The organism is Cellulomonas phragmiteti (assembly GCF_016862775.1).
In the GTDB taxonomy this organism is placed as follows: domain Bacteria; phylum Actinomycetota; class Actinomycetes; order Actinomycetales; family Cellulomonadaceae; genus Cellulomonas; species Cellulomonas phragmiteti.
In genome coordinates this window covers 197,914-216,390 of the sequence record NZ_BONP01000004.1, presented here as the reverse complement: position 1 = coordinate 216,390, position 18,477 = coordinate 197,914, and the positions used below count along the sequence as shown (strand labels likewise).

The window sequence follows — 18,477 nt, the reverse complement described above, 5'->3', positions numbered from 1 at the left end:
GAAGCTATATGACGAGCATGCCAGCGACTTTGACGGACGCAAGACAGATCCGAAAGACTTTCTGCGGCGTGACGAGCTCATTCTCTTGCTGCTTGACTCTGTTATAGAAACGCAGCGCGGATGAGAGGAATTAGATCTGCAATCGCGTCCGACTGCACGACACTCCGCGAGGACATGCGCCGTCTACAAGACGACATCTCCGGGAAGGGTTCCGATCCATCGGCGCGCAGCCGACTGCGGCGTACTACATACGTTTCCGGCGTGGTCCAGAGTTACGGTCTCCTCGAGCAGTCCGTCGATAGCATTCTCATCAGAACCGCCGAATTGTATGGTGACATTTGCGCGTCATATGACGACCTGCCAACGCGAGTGCGCAATGAGTTCCGGACGCTTGCGCTGCAATCTATACTAGAAGGTGAACGCGCCCGGCTACGGTCACCAATCGATGAATCAGTCGTCCTGCTCTCCCTTGCGCCGTCAACTTCCCCCGAACTACGTCGTTTGGTTGCTCCTGTCTTTACTCGGTCGCAGGCCAACTACCGACACCCGCTTGTTCGGGAGATGTTTCTGCGACTCGACGTCACGGTGAAGGAGCCGGCAAACTCGGGCGTTTCTGATGAGTTGAACCTGCTTGGAAAAGCGTCTATCGCTTCAGTGATTCTCGATCTAGTCGAGCGTCGCAATGAACTGGCTCACGCGTACGCTATACCCGACGACATCCTCTCGTCGGATCAAATAATTGCTGTTGTGAATGTCGTCGAGGCCTACTTGTGCGATGTCGAAGAGGCCTCCAACAGTCGCCTGCTGGCAGAGTCAGAGCGCGTAGACGCTGCGCTAAGGGTGGGCCCGGTAGCCCGCATGTGGTCGCATGCCGTCGGCATAGATGCGTCCGATGGAGTCCTCGCGGTTGGCGACCACCTCCTCTTTCGACGGACGGGTGGCAGTTACCTCACGCGTCAGGTCGCGAGCCTCATGCTCGACCACGCCGCGGTCGAGCACGTCGATGCGACGTCGAGCGTCACGGCGCTAGAGGTTGGAGTTGGCTTCGCAGGGCCCGCGCCGCGGCGGCTTGAGGGCGCTATTGCCTTCTTGCTACCCGAAAAGCTCCACGACCTGCTCCCGATCCTGGAAGCATAGCGATCGTCAACTTCGCCGTCGTGGACCAATCGCTCCGCGCGCCGGACAGGCCAGAAGGCTTCGACACCGATCACGCAGCCTTGCTCGCTCTGCGCCGCATGCATATCTGAGCCGCTTCCGCACTGTGACGTCCGATTGCACCTGGCCGGGCCGCCCTACGGCGCTGCCGAAACCGGGGACGCCTCCCGTCCCGACGGCTGTGGCAGCGCCTCTGGGCGCGTAGCTGGCGAGTGCGCGCTCGGCGCCACCATGTCCGTCGACATGGTCGCGGTGCTTGGCTCGTCCTCGACTGGACGACCCTGGCGCGCGAGTCGCTCCTGCAGACGCAGCGAAGCAAGCTCATCGCGGAAACGTGGGTAGTCGTGAACCTGGGCCAGCGGTTCGCGGTCGAGTTGGTACCGGCGGCGCATGTCAGCGAGTTCGGTACGCCGGGCATCGCCTTCCTCGGTGTCCTCGAGCGCGCGCGCGATCTCTCGGAACAGCAGCTTGGCCCGGTCCTTGGTAACGCCATCGGGATGGTCCTTGAGGAACCCGCGGACGAGTCGTCCGACGCGGTCACGCTGCTGGGCATCGTCTTCGGTGGCGCGAGCATCGCGGAGCAGGTCCGCAAGGTGACCGAGCAGCGCACGGAAGCGGTCACGCGTGACCTCGATCGCCTCGTGCAGTGATCCGACCGGTCCCCCATCGTGTAGGACACCGACGACCTCCCGGGCGAAACCCACCTTCTCAATGTGCTCGCCGGCGTGCACCTCGCCGAACACGGCGACTACCGCCTCCCACATGCTGTGCCGGATCGGGAGCTCGGCCTGGATCACTTCCGGCGTGAGCCGGACGCCGTTGACGGTGTCGATACCGAGCACGACCTTGGCGTACCGGTTCGCCGCCTCGGCCGCGACGGCGGAGGTGATGAGATCCTCGGGCTCCTGAACAGCGATCCCGGACTCTCCTTCGATCCCCGCGGTGACGGCCCACTCGTCCACAACGACGATGAACTCGTCGGCGATGGACCTCCCTCGTCCAACGGGAGCTCGTCGCAACTTTCTGCTCGCCTCATGACCAGAGTCGTCACCGTCCAAGAGCACGACGCACGGGGGCCGCACCTGGTCGCGACCGCGCGCCAAGTACACGAGGTACGGGATCGCACTTGCTGATCCGGCGGGCACGATTGTGACTTCATTCAGGTTCAAGGTCTGGCTGGGCGCAGTGCCGTATAGACCGCGCAGGTGAGATGACACTCCAGCGAGCAGAACCTGGTCCGCCAGCCCCTCGACGAAGAGATTTGCACCCCCAATGAACGCGGTCTCCGCGACGAAGGGTCCAAGTGCAGAGCGCAGTGGCTCGTAGTGGTTGCGGCTGGCGTCAGTGACGACCCGTGTGCCCTCGTCGTCGCTCCCTTTGTCGAGGACGCGAATGCGGTGTGCCGCATTGCGATTGATCAGATATGGCGAGTGCGTCACGTAGAGCACCTGACCGCCCTCGGACCCGTCCTCTGGCATCGCGAACTCCTCAAGAATCCGCAGCAAGTCCTGCTGCCCAACACCCGAGAGGTACGCGTCTGGTTCGTCAAGGAGTAAGAGCTGACGACGACCCTCCGGCGCGCGGTTGGCTCGCAGCTGCACGTAGTACGACAGGAAGTAGCGGAGGCCTCGGCTTCGCTCCGCGAAGGAGTACTCGGAACCGGTTCGGTCACGCACTGTGAATGCGACCTCGTGCTCGCGCGGCGATAGGAGAAGTTGGAAGTCTTGGTCCTGCGCCCACCACTTCGGGAAGTTCAGGTGGCGGGCGATCGCCTCATTCATCCGTTGGATAATCGCGTTGACCTCGCCCTCTCGCTCCGCCTCCAAAGCTGCGTGAAGGTCACCGAACGAACTTGGATCGATCTTCGCTACGTCGACCAGGAGACTACGCCCGAGGTTGAACTCGTTCTCTGCGCGAGCATCGGCGTCGCTCGATGTCGGCACAGGACGGAGGAGGTCGGCGATCGCCACGAGCCAGGCACTGGCCTGCTTCTCCGTCGAGTCGGGTTTCGGCAGTGACTCGAGGATCTGGCGGCGCCTCGCGCGGCGAGGCAGTGCAGCGGACTCGTCGTCCGCGAGTCGGCGAACTGACATGCTCACCGGCAGAGCGATCTCGGTCTCCAGCCGAAACACGACTGGGAAAGAGTCCCTCAGCGACTGCTCCTGTGCAGGGGTGAGCTCTCGTGCCTCCGACTGGCGTTGCGTGAAGACGAACGGAGCGCCGGTTCCGGCACGGACGAAGTACAGGTCGTCGTCCGGGTCGTAGCCGAGGCCTGACATCAACGCCCGGTCCGCCTCGGAGTCCGGCCGGAAGCGCCCTGCGAAGTCGGATACGCGTCTCTCGCCCAGCTCAACCGAGTACAAGTCGGAGTACCGGCAGAAGTCCTGGCGGTCGACGACCTGGTCGGTGAGCAGGCGCTGCACGGCGTCGAGCAGGTGGCTCTTGCCCGACTCGTTGGCGCCAACAACGGCCGTGATCCTTGGGTCGACGTCCATGCGGACGTAGGGGTACCAGCCGAGCTCGGTTCGCTCCCACGGTGCCTCACGGGCCCCACGGTGGGCCTTGCGCTCGTAGTCGAAGTTGAACGAACGAAAGAAGCGGACGTAGATGCGCTCGAACTTCATCTTGTGATCTCCCGACATCAGCAACGCGCTCGTGATGGGAGTGTGGCACGACCCACCGACACGAGCCGGGCGATCCGCGGAAGACTTCTGACCGCACCGAGTACTCGCTCCTAGCGCAGCCGCTCTGCGGCGTATGGCCCTGTTGCCTGCCGACAGCGCGTGACGAGCCCAGTGAGTGCCTACACCACTTGTCCACGCGGGGTGCTCGAGAGCGGTGGAGCCGAGCGCAGCTGGAGCTCCGTACGTGACGGCCGTGAGCGTCGAGCGTGGGGTCGACCTCACGCGAGCGTGACAGCACTGGTCTTCCCGATGTGCCCGGTGCCTGCTCAGCGGGCGAGGCGGCGGACAGGCCGCACGGGCGGGCCGGGTACTCGAGGTGCGTGATGCCGAGCTCGCGTACCAACGGCCCTGTTTGGATGAACGTGGACGGCCTCAAGCAGGCCGTCGTTGGTGACGGAGTCGACGCGGCCGCGCGTGCGGCTCGAGCCGCCCACGTGACAGATACGCGGCTCGTGCGCACAGTGAGAAGATCCCCGCGTGACGACACCTGCACACTGCCTTGAGAGCCAGTCGGGCCCCTCACACCAGCACCGCTGTGGAGTCCGTCCCGGGCACTATGGCGCTCACCGCTGCGGCATTCGTGATTGCGGGCACGGATGGAGCACTTCAGCGCGACCGCGGACCCGTCCGTCCGCTGGCCCTGCGCCGATGCCAGCAAACCAGAGCCCCAGCGCTACGTCGCGGACCCAGGCCGCACCGTCGATGCAGAGATCGCCTGCACCGGACATGGCGGCGCTTATCCGGCTCTTCGCAGATGAGGGTGTAGAGCCGGGTCCGGCTTGAGCGGCGGGTCGCTGCTGGACGACGTCGAGGTCCTCCGATGATGGCGGTTCTGACGCCAGCCACCCGGAAGACCTCGACATGCCTGACGGTACCTTCGCGCGCCCGGACCTGACCACGTTCACACGCCTGGACGAGCATGGCCTGCGGGTCACCGGCCAGCGCCTGGAGCCCGATCGCACGGTGCTGGCCTGCACGATCGCCGCCGAGGATCCGTGGTGGGCTCTGCGATGAGCCGCTTGTCGCTTGCCTTCTTAGTTTCGCGATGCTCGCTGTGATCGCCGCCCCGCCTCCGCCGCGAACGCGGCCACCCCCGACCCCGTCCTCGACATCCTCACCGACGCCCTCGACGTTCCGGCGGTCGAGGCCGCGCTGAGCGGCGTCGCATCGACACGTGCCCGCCCTGGCGTTGCGGCCGCGCACGTGGGCCGGCACGGCAGCGCCTCGGTGCCCCAGGACGCCGCGCGCGACGTCGTGCTCAGCCACGCGTCGGGCCCGACTCTGGCGGTAGGCCTTCCGTCAGGCGAGACCGCCGACGCCGCACAGACGGTCATGGACGGCGTCGTCGCGTTCGACAACAACGACGGTTCTACGACAGTCCCCATCGTGAAGGACGGCGCATCCGTGCAGATCCTGACGATCGTCCACGACGCGACCGCTCCCGAGAGATACAGGTACGAGCTCGACGTTCCGGTCGGGTCGCGACTTCAGCAGGAGGCCAGCGGCGCCATCGTCGTCCTCACAGCGGCCGGCGCGCTCGTCGGCGGTGTGGCACCGCCGTGGGCCTACGACGCGACCGGGGCGCCCGTGCCCACGCGCTTCGAGATCGAAGGGACCTCCTTCACCCAGGTGGTCGAGCACCTCGCTCCGGAGACGACCTATCCTGTCGTCGCTGACCCGTTCCTGGGGGTGGCGATGGTGTCGTCCTACCGCTGGGAGACCAGCACGCGGATCCTCGTGACGCCCACCGCCTGGGCCAGAGCCGTCTACCCGGGCAACGTCGCTGGAGCCCCGATTGCGGGGAACCCCGGCTTCGACGAGCTGCGCGCCAAGCAGACGTCGAGCACGTACCGCAACCGGCTCGGGGCGTCCGCGCGGAACCAGTACATCTGCCACGTCGCGGGGGCCCCGCTCACGTCCACGTGGAACCCGGAGACGAACCGCGCCGACAAGGGCTATCTGGGCTTCATCGCCTCAGGCTGCAACTAGGAGCTGTCGACATGTCCGCACGTCATGTCCCGTTGGCCCTGACTCTCCTCGGAGCCGCCCTGCTACTGACCGCGGGTTCGCTGTTCTACTTCGGTTTCAGCGCGGCGGAAGAGACCCTCGACCTGCCCTACTCGCCCTGCCCTCTCCAGCTCGTCCTTGGCGGCATCGGTGTCGTCTCGATCGTGCTGGGCGGCGTGGCCGCGATCCGTCGTGCCGCTGCGGGCACGGCCTGACCTGATCTCCGTACCCCTGTCGAGCTCGGCACATCCGATCCGCACGTCCGCCACAGGGCCCTCCTTGGAGTCGATGCCCGCGCCCATGGAGTCCGTCTCGTAAGTCACGACGCGGCGCGCGGGTGCCGACAGCGCCCCACGCCCCGCGTCGGCTGACCATCCCCGCCGATCCTGGCCCGACGTGCGGATCCGGACAGCTGGAAAAAGCGTGACCAGCGGACAACTCCGGTGAGTTCTCCGGCTGCCAGTCGCACCTCGGCGGTCGCCGTGGCGAGCTGGCCTGGACCAGGCGCGCTGCGGCGACCTGATCATGGCACGCGGCGTCCGCGGCCGGTCAGGTGGGCGTCGAGGGCGCACGACGCGCGTCCACGCCAGACTGGCGCGGTGCCGAGCCGCCGTCGCGTGCGCGTCCTGCTGATCGCCCTGACGGGGACGGTCGTCGTCCTCGCGCTCGGGGCCGTGCTCGTCGAGCGCGGCCTGGTGTGGCCGAACCGTCTGTTCGCGGCGCGCTACGACGTGCGGGGCGTCGACGTCTCGGCGTGGCAGGGCACCGTCGACTGGCCGACGATCGCCCGGCAGGACGTCGACTTCGCGTACGTGAAGGCCACCGAGGGCTCGTCGTTCGTCGACCGGGAGTTCGAGTCCAACCTGCGCGGGGCGCGTGAGGCCGGGCTGCTGGTCGGTGCGTACCACTTCTTCAGCTTCGAGAGCAGCGGCGCGGCGCAGGCGGAGCACGTGCTCGCGACGGTCCCGGACGACGAGGACCTGCTGCCCGTCGCGATCGACGTCGAGTCCTACGGGACGTTCCACGGCGACCCCCCGGACGCGGCGCAGGTCCGCCCGGAGCTGACCGTGCTCATCGAGACCCTGCGCGACCACGGCATCGAGCCGGTCGTCTACGCGACCTCCAGCGCGTACGACCGCTACGTCGCCAGCCACTTCCCGGGCACGCCCATCTGGATCCGGTCGGTGATCGTGCCGCCCACCCTGTCGGACGACCGGGCGTGGACCTTCTGGCAGTACTCGAACCGGGACCGCCTCGACGGGTACGACGGCGAGGAGGTGTTCATCGACATGAACGTCTTCGACGGCGACCTCGACGACCTGCGCGCCCTGCGGTAGGCCCGGCGGAGGCGACGTCAGAAGGTGGCGTCCGCAGGGAGATGTCCGCCTGCCACAGCTGAACGGTGGCCAGGCCCGGGCTTCGCCGACGAGGGGCACCGACGGCGAGCAGTGACGAACGACTCGGGTCAGTGTGGGCGGTACGCGTCGCGGCGGTGGTCGACTCCCATGATGGTGATCGTGTTCTCGTCGTCGTGGATGACGTACCGCACGCGGTACTCACCGCGCCGAGCGCTGTGCTGGTCGTCCAGCGGCGAACGCAGCCGCGTGCCGACACGTGGTGGGTTGTCTGCCAGCGGCCCGTAGATGAAGGAGTCCACCGCGTCCCTGATCTTCGGCGGCAACCCCCTCATGCCCGACGGCGACGGTGCTCCACGTCGGCTCGACGTGGAGCACCGTCCGTCGGCAGTGCCGGACCGGCTCAGAGGGTGATGACGACCGTGGAGATGCTCCGTGCGGGCACGTCGACCGTCACCTGGCTGCCGTTGACGCTCGTGGTCCGAGGTACCCGGCTGGAGTACTGCGACGTCATCGTGTGGAGTGCGGACCTGACCTGCTGCGGCGCCTGGACGACGGCTCCGTTCACCGCGCTGGTCGAGCGGTTGAGGATGACCAGGGTGATCGTGCCGCCGTCGCCCTGGTAGGCCGTGATGTCCAGCGGTGACGCCTTCGAGCTCTCGGTCACGCCGATGCGCTGGTCGCCCGGACGGACGTACTTGGAGTACTGCGAGAAGGCCCAGCCGCGCTTGAGGACCGCTCCGCCCGTCGTCCCGAACGCGGACTCCCCGTCACCGATGAAGGAGTAGTAGCGCCGTCCGTACCACCAGACGTACGCGCTCCAGTTCGCCTCCATCGTGCGGTTGACCGACGGCATGATGACGTCGAGGGTCTCGTTCCACACGGCGGCGTTCGACGGGTCGCCCCAGATGTTCGACCCGTTGCCGTCGGCCTGGTGGTAGTTCCACTCGGTCATCCACGTGTTCTTGCCGTGCTGGGCGGCGAGCGGGTACCGGGAGAGGTTCGGCCCGTTCTCCTGGCCGTAGATGTGGCCGCCGATGTACCCGATGTTGTTGCGGGCGGTCGCGTCGTTGAGCGTGGGGTCGGTGTAGGCCCGGTTCGTGCCCAGCGACTCGGCGACCATGAGCTTCGTGTCCCTGATCTTCGTGCCGTGGTCGCGCACGAAGTTGCGGAGCGTGTCGCCCGTCCACGCCATCGAGTCGTAGTCGGGGTGCCAGTCGGGCTCGTTCTGGACGGACGTCACGTCGATCGTCACGCCCTGGCCCTTCATGTACTGCACGTAGCTGTTGAGGTGGTTGGCGTAGTCGCCGTAGCGCGAGGTCAGCAGGGTGCCGCCGTTGATCCGGCTGTTGTTCGACTTCCACGAGGCCGGCGCCGTCCACGGCGAGGCGAGGATCTTGACCTCCGAGCCGTACGCCTTCGCCGTCCGCAGCGCGCTGACCTGCGCGTTCCACTCGCTCGACACCGGCGAGATCCCGGTGCGGACGATCGACAGGCCGAGCTGGTTGTCGCCCATCCCGACGAGCGTCTGCGTGTCCGCGGTCGACCACGCACCGCCCCAGATCGACACGGCGGCACCGAAGCCGTCGATCGTCTGGTACTTCGTGCCCGTGTTCACCGTGATGTCCGCGGGTCCGCCCACCGGCGGGGTCGGCGTGGGCGTCGGCGTCCGGGTGGCCGACGGCGTGGGGGTCGGTGCCACCGTCGTCGTGGGCGTCGGCGTGGGGGTGCCGCTGACCGACCCCGTGCACGTGGTGCCGTTGAGCGCGAAGGAGGTGGGCGCCGGGTTGGTGCCGCTGTACGTCCCGTTGAAGCCGATGTCCGCCGACGCCCCGGTACCGAGCGAGCCGTTGTACGACGCGTTCCTCGCGGAGACGGCGGCGCCGCTCTGGGTGACCTCGGCGTTCCAGGCCTGGCTCACGCTCTGACCTGCGGGGAAGGTCCAGGTGAGCAGCCAGCTGCTGACCGCGTCACCGAGGTTGGTGACCTTGATGCCGGCCGTGAACCCGGTGTTCCACTGCGAGGCGACGGTGTAGTCCACCCGGCAGCCGCTCGCGGCGGACGCCACGGGCGCCCCGGCGACCGTCACCCCCGTGAACAGCGTCGCCGCCGCCAGAGTGACCGCCCATGTCCGGCGCGATCGTCGAGCTCTCCGCATGATCTCGTCCCATCGTCGTTGGTCGTCCGGTGTGCGCCCGACCGTCCCGGCTGGCAGTCGGCGGACAGGGACCCGAGTCCGCCTGTCTGCGTATCTGTGGAGGCGGGATCCGCCCCTGTCCGGGGCCAGTTGTGAACGATCACAGTGCAGCACCGCGAACTGTGGCACGGGCCTCATGGGGCTCGCGATCGCCCAAACGATTAGGTGCCGCGGGGCCGCGAAAGGTGTCGCATGGCCGCGAAGACCGCTGCGATGGTGTCCCAGTGGATGAGGACTGGGCGGCGCCGGCCTCGCTGCTGGGGCGTGGCGGGCGGGTCGACGGCTCCTTCAGCGCTTGACCACCGTGACGCGACCGCTGGCGTGAGTTCCTGCAGGTGTGGGAGTCCACGCGGCGCGGGCGGCGGTCACCGCTCCCCCCGCACGGCTAGGGCCCGATCCGGGCGGGCAGCTCCCGTGTCGGGCATCAGGACAGCAGGGAGTAGTACTGCTCGCGCGCCTTCATCGCGTGGATGATCAGTCGAGCGGCTGTCGGTATAGGGGCGCATCAGCAGCGACCTGGAGGTGGTCGTCGGTCAGACGATCCCTGGTGTAGTGCTTGTGCGCTGAGGGGTGATTGTCACGCAACGTGCGCCCAGGCTCGCACCGCTGCCCGGATGGCCTCGGTCCGGTTCGGCAGGCCCTCGGCGTCGGCGCGCTGCATCAAGGCAGCGAGCGTCGGTCCGTCGAGCCGGACCGTCACCACGATGCCAGGGCCCTCGCCGGCAGCGGGGCGTCCACGGCGTCGCAGTGCGACGGGGTCGTACCCGGCCTCGGCCTCGTCGGCCCGGGCCTGGATCCGTGCGTCGTCGACCGGCTTGCCGTGGATGTCGCCGCGAGTAGTCACATCAAAATCGTATACGGAACTGTTCGCGCGCCCAAGACCGCGAGCCACGGCGAGGCGCCTGTTGCGGCTGCTCGCCCCTACCGCGAGACCGGTGGTGACTCCGTCCACGAGACGGACGGCGAGGCCGTCGCCGCGCGCTCAGCCGCCTTCCTCGCTGCGGGCCCACCGCACCAGCGCGACGATCCCCGTGACGAGCAGCAGGGACACGCTGACCCACACGGCAAACATGCCGTTGAGGAAGAGCACGGCAAACCCGCTCGACATCGACGACACGCCACCGCCCTCATCGTCGTTCGGCCACTGCATGGCCGCGACGATCGACACCACACCTGCAGCCAGCCCGACCCCCGCGACGACTCCCGGCCGGAGCCGCGGGCGCCACCACGACGCCACCCACGTCAGGACGATCACCGACGACAACGGCCCGACGATCAGGAAGCCGCTGAGGGCCCCCTGCGCTCCGGCGCTCACAGGTGCCCTGCGCGTCGCGTCGCGTCGCGCTGACTGTCGACGGGCAGGGCCATGCGCGTCACCCTAGGAGGCGGGACGTCAGGCGTGCGCTGGGAAGACGGGGCCGGGTCCCTCGTCGTCTCCTCTGCGACGGACGACGTGCGCCGGGCGTCGTTCGCCATCGTCAGCGAGGTCCACGACCCGACCCGCCCGGGCGCGCAGCACAGCGGCTGAGGACTCGGCCCGTCCGGCGGGCGCAACTAGAGTCCACGCCCATGGGGGCGTTCCCAGGCGTGCGGGCCGAGCAGCAGGCGGTGCTCGAGATGTGGTTCCCGGGCGCGACCCTCGTGGCCGACCACAGCTGGGGCCTGGTGGAGAGGTCGGTGCTGCAGCTGCGCCACGACGGGCGCGACGTCATCGTCAAGGCCGGCGGGCCTGACGACCATCACATGGAACGTGAGATCCGGGCGCACCACGAGTTCGTGGCGCCGTTGGCCGAGCTGGCGCTTGCACCTCACCTGCTGCACGCCCACGCGGACCTGCGGCTCCTGGCAACCACCTTCCTCCCCGGCCGGCTGATCGAGGGGACACCTGCCGAGCACGACCCCGAGACCTACCGTCAGGCCGGCCGCGCCCTGTCGCTGCTCCACCGCCAGAGCAGCCGATCAGGCGAGGACTACGAGGCGCGGGCCGACGCCAGGGCCTCGGCCTGGCTCCGACGGGACCACCGCATCGCCGCCGACGTCGTCGACCGGCTGCGGGCAGAGCTCGCCAGGCCGGCAGCGCCGCGTCCGCTCGTTCCGACGCACGGGGACTGGCAGCCCCGGAACTGGCTCGTGGACGACGGGCGCCTGGCTGTCATCGACTTCGGGCGGGCGGACTGGCGACCGGCCGCGACGGACCTGGGGCGGTTGGCCACCCAGCAGTTCCGAGGGCGACCGGATCTCGAGCGGGCCTTCCTGGACGGGTACGGGACCGACCCTCGCGAGCCCTCGGCCTGGCACCGCGACCGGGTGCGCGAAGCGATCGGAACAGCGGTGTGGGCGCATCTGGTGGGCGACGAGGACTTCGAGCAGCAGGGCCACCGCATGATCGCGGACGTGCTCGGGTCGGCTCGATCTGGGGGTGACTCGTAGGCCGGATGCCGCCGGCGCGAGTGCCTCCACCTGAGATCCGGGCACGACGGTGGGACGACGGCGGCGCCGAGGGTGTCACGCGCACCATCCGGCGCCAGGGGAGAGGCCCGGCGGTCGCTACTTCTCTCCGGCGATCCCGTCCTGGCCGACCCAGCCGGGCGCCTCCGGGTCCACCGTGGCGCGACCGACGAGCTTCACCAGGCTCGCCTCGAGGTGCGCAAGCTCCGCGGCGCCCAGCGTCTCCTCCCACCGGGCGCGCAGGTCCTCGAAGACCGCTTCGCCCTCGCGCAGGACGTCGAGCCCGCGGGCGGTGACCTGGATCCGGTTGCGTCGAGCGTCGGACGGGTCCGGGTCGCTCGACACGTAACCGCGTGCGACGAGGACCGCGATGGTCTTCGCAGCCGCCTGCTTGGAGATGGACAGGCGTCGTCCGACGTCGGACGCGCTGTCGGCGCCGGCGATGATCGCGCGCATCGCGAACTCGTGGGTCGGGCGGAAGTCCTCGTAGCCGCGAGCGGCCAGCTCGACCATCGCGCCGTCCACGAGCGTGCGGAAGCCGCCGAGCAGCAGCAGCGCGAGGTCGGCGCCGGATCGGGACATGACGAGAAGCCTAGGCACCCCGATGGACATCGACAACTGCGTTGTCTATGGTGATGGACAACCTAGTTGTCTATCTGAGGAGTCGACGATGAGCACCACGAGGGCGACCATCCCCACCGCCACCCACCACACCGCACAGATCAACGACGCGCAGATCCACTACGTGACCGCGGGCGCCACCGGGTCGCCCCTCCTGCTCGTGCACGGGTTCCCGGAGACGTGGTGGGCGTTCCACAAGGTCATCCCGCTGCTCGCCCACGCGCACCGGGTCGTCGCCGTGGACCTGCGCGGCTTCGGCGACTCCAGCACCGCCGACGACGACCACGACAGCACCACCGCCGCGGAGGACCTGCACGGGTTGATCGAGCACCTCGGCTGGGGCCCGGTGCACGTGACCGCGCAGGACATCAGCGGGGGCACCGTGTTCCGGCTCGCGGCCACGCACCCGCAGGACGTCCTCAGTCTCACGGCGATCGAGATGGGCCTGGCCGGGTTCGGCCTGGAGGCCCTGGCCGACGTCACGCGCGGCGGCTCCTGGCACATCGGCGCCCTGGCGGCGCCCGGCATCCCGGACCTGCTGTTCGCAGGACGAGAGCACGAGCTGCTCGGCCGGTGGGCCTTCCCGAGCATGACCGCAGTCGCCGGGTCCGTCACCGACGCCGACGTGGCCGAGTTCGCTCGCACCTACGCCCGCCCCCACGGCTGGCGCGGGGCCGTCGGCCTGTACCGCTCGATGCTGAGCGAGGGTGACGACCTGCGGGCCCTGGCGGAGTCGACGCCGCTGACCGTGCCCGCGCTCGCCGTCGGCGCCGGCGGTGGACCGTTCACGTCCGCGACGCTCGGTCATGTCACGGCGGGTGAGGTCACCGCCGTCCAGCTGGAGGGCGTCGGCCACTACGCCGCCCTGGAAGCGCCCGACGCGCTCGCAGCGGCGATTCTCGACTTCACCAGCTCAGTCGACGCAGCGTGACCAATGGGGCGGGGGCGCTGAGCCTCGGCGCCCCCGCGCCGATCCCCTACCGCACCGGAGGGCGACGGCTCGAGCACCGTCATGGACGACCTCGCGCGCCCTGTGCCCTCACTGCGACGGGCGAGCTCCGAGCGGGACCGCACCGGGCGCGGGTGACAAGCCCTTGACTTCGAGCGCGCTCGAATCCCTAGCGTCAGGGGCATGGACGAGGTGACGGTGCTGGACCCGACAGGGCAGGTCCCGACGGGGCTGACGATCGAGGAGGCCTCTTCACGCACGGGCGTCAGCGCGCACACCCTGCGGTACTACGAGCGGATCGGCCTGATGGACCCCGTGCCGCGGGGGCCCGGCGGGCACCGCCGCTACACCGACGACGACCTGGGCCGGGTCGTGTTCCTCACGCTGCTGCGGCAGACGGGGATGTCGATCCGGGACATGCAGCGGTTCGTCGAGCTGACGCGGCAGGGTGACCACACGATCGCCGACCGCGTCGACGTGCTGGTCGACCACCGCGCGCGGCTGCGCGCGCACGTCGAGCTGCTGACCCGTCACCTCGCCGCGCTCGAGACGAAGATCGGCGTCTACCGCACGATCCTCGGCGTCGAGCACCCCACCCCCGACGACGAGCCGGCCCTCGCCGGCGTGAAGGAGCAGCCATGAGGACCGTCGAGCTGGGCACCACGGGCGAGCAGGTCAGCGCGGTCGCGCTCGGCGCGATGCTGCTGGGAACGCGCACGGACGACGCGGGCGGGTTCGCGCTGCTCGACCGGTTCGCCGCCGACGGCGGGACGTTCCTCGACACCGCCGACTGCTACGCGTGGTGGGAGGACCGCGGCAGCACGGGCGGGCAGAGCGAGGAGCTGCTCGGCCGCTGGTTCGCGTCCCGCCCGGGCAGCCGCGACCGCACGTTCCTGTCCACCAAGGGCACGGCGATGATCCGCGACGTGGACGAGGTGTGGCCGGCCGACGGCGGTGCGCCCGACTGGGACGCCGCGCGCGAGCGGTTCGTCGGGGCGTCGGCGCCCGTGCTGCGCCGCTCGCTCGAGGCGTCCCTGCGCCGGCTGGGCACCGACCACGTCGACCTGTACTTCGTGCACGTCGACGACCGGTCCACCCCGCTGGAGGAGACGCTGGCGGAGCTGGCCGCGTTCGTCGCGGAGGGCAAGGTGCGGTACGTCGGCTGGTCGAACGTGCGCGCGTGGCGGCTCGCCGAGATCGCGCAGCTCTGCCGGCAGCACGGGTGGCCGGCGCCCGTCGCGCTGCAGCAGGAGCACTCCTACCTGCAGCGTCGCCCCGGGCTGCGGCAGGGGTCGATCGTCGACGACGAGCAGCTCGACTACCTCGAGACGCACCCGGAGCTCACCCTGGTCGCGTACTCGCCGCTGCTCAAGGGCGCGTACGACCAGACCGCCGAGGAGCGCGCCGGGAACTGGATGCTCGCCAACTACGCCGGCCCGCACACGGACGGCCGGCTCGCGGCGGTCGACGCGATCGCCGCCGAGACCGGCGCGACGGGCAGCCAGGTGGTGCTCGCGTGGTTGCTGGCGCGGACCGAACCGCGGGTGATCCCCCTGGTCGGGACGACGCGCCAGGACCGCTGGGCGCAGGCGGTGGCCGCGCTGGACCTGCGGTTGACGGACGAGCAGCGCACGCGCCTGGACGAGGCCTGACCCGAGGTGCGGTCCTTCCGGGCCGCCGTCGACGGCGGTCGGGGGCGGGCCCTGTGACGAGGCCGCTGCCCGCCCGCCCACCGCGCGCACCGGCCCGTACGGCACTAGCGTCCTGAGGACCGACGACGAAGGAGGAGCCATGGGTCTCGTCTCAGCCCTGTTCAAGGGAGCCCTGCTCAAGCGCGTGTTCGACGCGCTCACCGGCCGCCGTCGCCGCCGGGCCTGACGCCTGCGGAGCACGCCGGCCGGTTCGACGGCGGCGGACGCGCGACCAGGGCCCTGTCACCCGATCCCGGGTGACAGGGCCCTCGCACGTCGTCGGGTAGTCGGTGACCTGTCCGGTCGTGCGTCAGCGCGTCGGAAGACGCGCCGGACGACCGGGTTCCGGCTCCGACGCCCAACTCCCCAGGAGCGGGAGGGCGTGCGCGGTCGGTGAACCCGGCGCGACGGTGTAGACGACGAGGCGCTGCTCGGGGTCGTGGGGCCCGACGACGGACTCGATGCCGAACGTCAGGGGTCCCGCTGCGGGGTGGTCGACGTGCTTGGTCACCGAGGTGCGGAACGTGACCCGCTGGTCGTCCCACCACCCGGCGACGTCCGGGTCGCCTCGTCGCAGCTCGTCGACGAGCTCGACGAGGAGCCGGTCGTCGGGGTGCCGTCCCACCTCGTAGCGCAGCGCCCCGACCGCGGGGCCGGCGAAGTCGGCCCAGTTGGTGAGGCGCACCCGCGCCGCCGGGTCCAGGAACAGCCACCGCGCGAACGAGCTCCCCGGTTCCATGTCCGTGCCCAGCACGGCGGACAGCAGCCTGTTGCGCGCCAGCACCACCGACCGGCGTCCCAGCAGGAGCACCGGCACGTGGTCGAGCACGTCCATCAGGCGCAGCATCCCCGGGTCGGGACGCTGGGCGGCCTCGGCCACCGCCCACCGCCGGCGCGAGGTCGGCGCAGCCAGGTCTCGCAGGTGCGCCTGCTCGACGTCGTCGAGCTGCAGGGCGCGCGACAGGGCCCGCACCACCTCGTCGGTCACGGTCTGCTGCCGCCCCTGCTCCAGCCGGCTGTAGTGGTCCGGGCTGAGCCCGGCGAGCACCGCCAGCTCCTCCTTGCGCAGGCCCGGCACCCGCCGCGGACCGGGGAACGCCGCGATGCCGGCCTGCGCCGGGGTGAGGCGGTCCCGCCGTGAGCGCAGGAACGCCCCGAGGGCGGAACGGTCGGCAGGCACCCCGCCAGCGTACGAGCGGACCGCGACGCGGACCTGGGCACGCCGTGCCCCGGCATCGTGCACCCTGGTGCGTCGCCCCGACGAGCGGTGGGGTGATCACCATGACCACCTCACCGACCCTCTCCCCCACCACAACGGCCGCCGCCGAGCAGTCCCGCACCGTCCTGGTCACCGGCTCCACCAGCGGCATCGGTGCCGCGACCGCCCGCACCCTGGCGGGGCGCGGCTGGCGGGTCGTCGTCACCGGCCGCGACGCCGACCGCGGTGCCGCAGTCGTCGCCAAGATCGAGCAGCTCGGCGGCCGGGCCGTGTTCATGGTCTCCGACCTCGCCGGCCCGCCGGACGCGCTGCGCGCGTTCGCGCACGCCGCGAGCGCGGCCGCCGGCGGCCACCTGGACGCGGTCGTCCACAACGCCGCGCTGTGCCCCGCCGTGGACACCGTCACCCTCACCGACGCCGATCTGGAGGCGACGTTGGCGGTCAACGTGCGTGCGCCGCACGTCCTGACCGCGGCGCTGGCCCCGGCCATGACCGAGCGCGGCCACGGCTCGATCGTCGTCATCGGGTCCTGGATGGCCCACGTGGGGCACCCGTTCGTCGGCCTGTACTCCGCGACCAAGGCCGCGGAGATCCAGCTCGCGCGCAGCTGGGCCGCGGAGTTCGGCCCGCGCGGCGTCCGGGTCAACACCGTCTCCCCCGGCGCCACCCGCACCCCCGTCAACGCCTCCGACGGCGACATCATCACCCGCATGACCTCGGGCACCCCAGCCGGCCGGCCAGGTACCCCCACCGAGATCGCCGGGGCCGTGGCGTGGCTGCTCTCGGATGACGCGCACTACGTCCACGGCGCCGAGATCCCGGTCGACGGTGGCATCACCGCCACGCGCCCCGTCTAGCCTCCCCGGACGTGTGCCTCCGCCGCGCGCAGGGCGCAGGTCCCGTGACGCGGTCCGCGCCTTGTGCCCTACGCCCTGCCGGCGGCGGTCGCGGCCGCCTCGACCGCTGCCGCGAAGTCGGGGGCGGCGCCGAGCTGGGTGAGCCACACGTTGGCCGCGTTGTAGCAGTTGAAGGTCTCGACCCGCCCGTCGCGCAGGTACCAGAGGTCAGCAGCCGGCACGTCGATGCGTCGACCCGTCGGGACGATCTCGCCGGCCGGGGTCGGGAACGGGCCGAGGTGCGTCCCCTGGATGCGCAGCTCGACGGCGACGACGTCTCCGACCGCGTGCACCGCGAGCAGCTCGCGGTGGATGTCCGGGAACGCACTGGCGAGGCCCGCGAGCGCGGCCGGGATCTGGTCCCCGCGGAAGGTCAGCGCGTTCGGCACGTCGTTGAACGTCCCGTCCTCGGTGAACAGGGCGCGGAACCTCTCGCCGTCGAGGGTGTCCCCCTCCGCCAGGCGGTACGCCTCGCGGACCACGTCGGCGTTCGTCGTCATGACTGCTCCTTGGTCGTGCCCGAGCCGGAGGGCGATGCCGCCGGTCGGGTTCTGGACTGATGCGTCCACAAATCTAGGCGTTCTGTACCGACCCGTCAAGAACGGCTAGGATCACGGTGTGGCCAGGCCGAGGGAGTTCGACGAGGACGCGGTGCTCGACGCCGCTCGTGACCAGTTCTGGGCCACGGGGTACGCCGGCACGAGCATGGACGCCGTCGCCGCGGCCACAGGCCTGGGCAAGGGCAGCCTCTACGGCGCCTTCGGCGGCAAGCGGCAGCTGTTCCTGAGGGCCTTCGACACCTACTGCGCCCGCATCGCCGACGAGGTAGCGAGCGACCTGAGCGGACCCGACGACGAGGCCTACGACCGGTTGCGCGCGCACATCCGTGCGGCAGCGGCCGGCATCGCCGCCGACCGGCTCCACCGCGGGTGCCTCCTCGCGAAGGGTGTCGCCGAGCTGTCCGAGCACGAGCCCGACGTCGTCGCGCGGTCCCGCCAGACGCTGGAGCGGATCGCCGCGACCCTTGCCGAGGACATCCGCGCCGCCCAGCGCCACGGCGACCTCGACCCGGCGGCCGATGCCGACCACCTGGCGACCCTCGTCCTGGCCGTTCTGCGGGGCATCGAGGCCCTCGGCAAGGCGGGAGTCGACGCCGACCGACTTGCGGGGGTCGCCGACACCGCGATCGACCTCCTGCCCCGGGCGGAGTGAGGTCGCACGTGCCATCCGCCGCGTCGAGCGCCGGCCACCGGGT

General features: G+C 70.1%; 18 protein-coding genes and 1 pseudogene. 11 read left to right on the top strand and 8 right to left on the bottom strand.

Annotated elements, in window-relative coordinates; translation table 11 throughout:
- Positions 1-261 precede the first annotated feature (261 nt).
- Positions 262-1,137, top strand: coding sequence for a hypothetical protein (locus tag Cph01nite_RS05700; protein ID WP_203672009.1), 876 nt, complete (start codon positions 262-264; stop codon positions 1,135-1,137).
- Positions 1,138-1,292: 155 nt separating this feature from the next.
- Here Cph01nite_RS05700 and Cph01nite_RS05695 read toward each other — a convergent pair whose 3' ends face one another.
- Positions 1,293-3,779 carry an AAA family ATPase gene (locus Cph01nite_RS05695; RefSeq protein WP_203672006.1) on the bottom strand — a complete coding sequence of 829 codons (2,487 nt, stop codon included), beginning with the start codon at positions 3,777-3,779 and terminating at the stop codon, positions 1,293-1,295.
- A gap of 921 nt (positions 3,780-4,700) precedes the next feature.
- Here Cph01nite_RS05695 and Cph01nite_RS05690 point away from each other — a divergent pair.
- The 4 genes and pseudogenes from Cph01nite_RS05690 to Cph01nite_RS05675 all read left to right on the top strand — a co-directional run.
- Positions 4,701-4,838: pseudogene (locus tag Cph01nite_RS05690) on the top strand (ISL3 family transposase); the annotation flags it as partial.
- 387 nt (positions 4,839-5,225) lie between these two features.
- Positions 5,226-5,828, top strand: a complete 603-nt coding sequence (locus tag Cph01nite_RS05685) for a DUF2599 domain-containing protein (protein WP_203672004.1) — start codon at positions 5,226-5,228, stop codon at positions 5,826-5,828.
- Between the two features lie 11 nt (positions 5,829-5,839).
- Positions 5,840-6,061, top strand: a complete 222-nt coding sequence (locus tag Cph01nite_RS05680; protein ID WP_203672001.1) for a hypothetical protein — start codon at positions 5,840-5,842, stop codon at positions 6,059-6,061.
- 384 nt (positions 6,062-6,445) lie between these two features.
- Positions 6,446-7,183: a GH25 family lysozyme gene (locus tag Cph01nite_RS05675; protein ID WP_239069052.1), complete on the top strand. Its 738-nt coding sequence runs from the start codon at positions 6,446-6,448 to the stop codon at positions 7,181-7,183.
- 128 nt (positions 7,184-7,311) lie between these two features.
- On the opposite strand, the gene Cph01nite_RS05670 is transcribed toward Cph01nite_RS05675, so the two are convergent.
- The 4 genes from Cph01nite_RS05670 to Cph01nite_RS05655 all read right to left on the bottom strand — a co-directional run bounded on the left by Cph01nite_RS05670 (position 7,312) and on the right by Cph01nite_RS05655 (position 10,713).
- Positions 7,312-7,536: a type II toxin-antitoxin system RelE family toxin gene (locus Cph01nite_RS05670; RefSeq protein WP_203671998.1), complete on the bottom strand. Its 225-nt coding sequence runs from the start codon at positions 7,534-7,536 to the stop codon at positions 7,312-7,314.
- Positions 7,537-7,604: 68 nt separating this feature from the next.
- The gene (locus tag Cph01nite_RS05665) at positions 7,605-9,290 is read right to left on the bottom strand and encodes a cellulose binding domain-containing protein (RefSeq protein ID WP_239069051.1); all 1,686 of its coding nucleotides are present in this window, start codon (positions 9,288-9,290) and stop codon (positions 7,605-7,607) included.
- A 685-nt stretch (positions 9,291-9,975) separates the two neighbouring features.
- Complete coding sequence (locus Cph01nite_RS05660; RefSeq protein ID WP_239069050.1) at positions 9,976-10,242, bottom strand: ribbon-helix-helix domain-containing protein; 267 nt, start codon at positions 10,240-10,242, stop codon at positions 9,976-9,978.
- 138 nt (positions 10,243-10,380) lie between these two features.
- Positions 10,381-10,713: a hypothetical protein gene (locus Cph01nite_RS05655; protein WP_203671991.1), complete on the bottom strand. Its 333-nt coding sequence runs from the start codon at positions 10,711-10,713 to the stop codon at positions 10,381-10,383.
- Between the two features lie 254 nt (positions 10,714-10,967).
- On the opposite strand from Cph01nite_RS05655, the gene Cph01nite_RS05650 reads away from it, so the two are divergent.
- Complete coding sequence (locus Cph01nite_RS05650; protein ID WP_203671988.1) at positions 10,968-11,828, top strand: phosphotransferase enzyme family protein; 861 nt, start codon at positions 10,968-10,970, stop codon at positions 11,826-11,828.
- A gap of 117 nt (positions 11,829-11,945) precedes the next feature.
- On the opposite strand, the gene Cph01nite_RS05645 is transcribed toward Cph01nite_RS05650, so the two are convergent.
- Positions 11,946-12,428 carry a MarR family winged helix-turn-helix transcriptional regulator gene (locus Cph01nite_RS05645; RefSeq protein WP_203671985.1) on the bottom strand — a complete coding sequence of 161 codons (483 nt, stop codon included), beginning with the start codon at positions 12,426-12,428 and terminating at the stop codon, positions 11,946-11,948.
- Positions 12,429-12,516: 88 nt separating this feature from the next.
- Here Cph01nite_RS05645 and Cph01nite_RS05640 point away from each other — a divergent pair, with 88 nt between their 5' ends.
- The 3 genes from Cph01nite_RS05640 (at position 12,517) to Cph01nite_RS05630 (ending at position 15,068) form a co-directional block, all read left to right on the top strand.
- The gene (locus tag Cph01nite_RS05640; protein WP_203671983.1) at positions 12,517-13,398 is read left to right on the top strand and encodes an alpha/beta fold hydrolase; all 882 of its coding nucleotides are present in this window, start codon (positions 12,517-12,519) and stop codon (positions 13,396-13,398) included.
- Positions 13,399-13,599: 201 nt separating this feature from the next.
- Positions 13,600-14,058: a MerR family transcriptional regulator gene (locus tag Cph01nite_RS05635; protein ID WP_203671981.1), complete on the top strand. Its 459-nt coding sequence runs from the start codon at positions 13,600-13,602 to the stop codon at positions 14,056-14,058.
- Positions 14,055-15,068: an aldo/keto reductase gene (locus tag Cph01nite_RS05630; protein ID WP_203671979.1), complete on the top strand. Its 1,014-nt coding sequence runs from the start codon at positions 14,055-14,057 to the stop codon at positions 15,066-15,068. Before Cph01nite_RS05635 ends, Cph01nite_RS05630 begins: the two co-directional genes overlap by 4 nt.
- A gap of 349 nt (positions 15,069-15,417) precedes the next feature.
- Here the strand turns inward: Cph01nite_RS05630 and Cph01nite_RS05625 are convergent, their stop codons facing one another.
- Complete coding sequence (locus Cph01nite_RS05625) at positions 15,418-16,287, bottom strand: helix-turn-helix transcriptional regulator (protein ID WP_203671977.1); 870 nt, start codon at positions 16,285-16,287, stop codon at positions 15,418-15,420.
- A 101-nt stretch (positions 16,288-16,388) separates the two neighbouring features.
- Between Cph01nite_RS05625 and Cph01nite_RS05620 the strand changes: the two genes are divergently transcribed.
- Positions 16,389-17,183 carry an SDR family NAD(P)-dependent oxidoreductase gene (locus tag Cph01nite_RS05620; protein WP_203671975.1) on the top strand — a complete coding sequence of 265 codons (795 nt, stop codon included), beginning with the start codon at positions 16,389-16,391 and terminating at the stop codon, positions 17,181-17,183.
- A 68-nt stretch (positions 17,184-17,251) separates the two neighbouring features.
- Here Cph01nite_RS05620 and Cph01nite_RS05615 read toward each other — a convergent pair whose 3' ends face one another.
- A complete protein-coding gene (locus Cph01nite_RS05615) occupies positions 17,252-17,722 on the bottom strand; it encodes an ester cyclase (RefSeq protein WP_203671973.1) in 471 nt (156 codons plus the stop codon).
- A gap of 118 nt (positions 17,723-17,840) precedes the next feature.
- Between Cph01nite_RS05615 and Cph01nite_RS05610 the strand changes: the two genes are divergently transcribed.
- Positions 17,841-18,434 carry a TetR/AcrR family transcriptional regulator gene (locus Cph01nite_RS05610; RefSeq protein WP_203671971.1) on the top strand — a complete coding sequence of 198 codons (594 nt, stop codon included), beginning with the start codon at positions 17,841-17,843 and terminating at the stop codon, positions 18,432-18,434.
- Positions 18,435-18,477 lie beyond the last annotated feature (43 nt).

Coding starts and splice junctions, on each gene's coding strand:
- Cph01nite_RS05695 (WP_203672006.1), bottom strand. CDS start 3,779: ATGAAGTTCGAGCGCATCTACGTCCGCTTCTTTCGTTCGTTCAACTTC.
- Cph01nite_RS05680 (WP_203672001.1), top strand. CDS start 5,840: ATGTCCGCACGTCATGTCCCGTTGGCCCTGACTCTCCTCGGAGCCGCC.
- Cph01nite_RS05670 (WP_203671998.1), bottom strand. CDS start 7,536: ATGAGGGGGTTGCCGCCGAAGATCAGGGACGCGGTGGACTCCTTCATC.
- Cph01nite_RS05650 (WP_203671988.1), top strand. CDS start 10,968: ATGGGGGCGTTCCCAGGCGTGCGGGCCGAGCAGCAGGCGGTGCTCGAG.
- Cph01nite_RS05645 (WP_203671985.1), bottom strand. CDS start 12,428: ATGTCCCGATCCGGCGCCGACCTCGCGCTGCTGCTGCTCGGCGGCTTC.
- Cph01nite_RS05640 (WP_203671983.1), top strand. CDS start 12,517: ATGAGCACCACGAGGGCGACCATCCCCACCGCCACCCACCACACCGCA.
- Cph01nite_RS05635 (WP_203671981.1), top strand. CDS start 13,600: ATGGACGAGGTGACGGTGCTGGACCCGACAGGGCAGGTCCCGACGGGG.
- Cph01nite_RS05630 (WP_203671979.1), top strand. CDS start 14,055: ATGAGGACCGTCGAGCTGGGCACCACGGGCGAGCAGGTCAGCGCGGTC.
- Cph01nite_RS05620 (WP_203671975.1), top strand. CDS start 16,389: ATGACCACCTCACCGACCCTCTCCCCCACCACAACGGCCGCCGCCGAG.
- Cph01nite_RS05615 (WP_203671973.1), bottom strand. CDS start 17,722: ATGACGACGAACGCCGACGTGGTCCGCGAGGCGTACCGCCTGGCGGAG.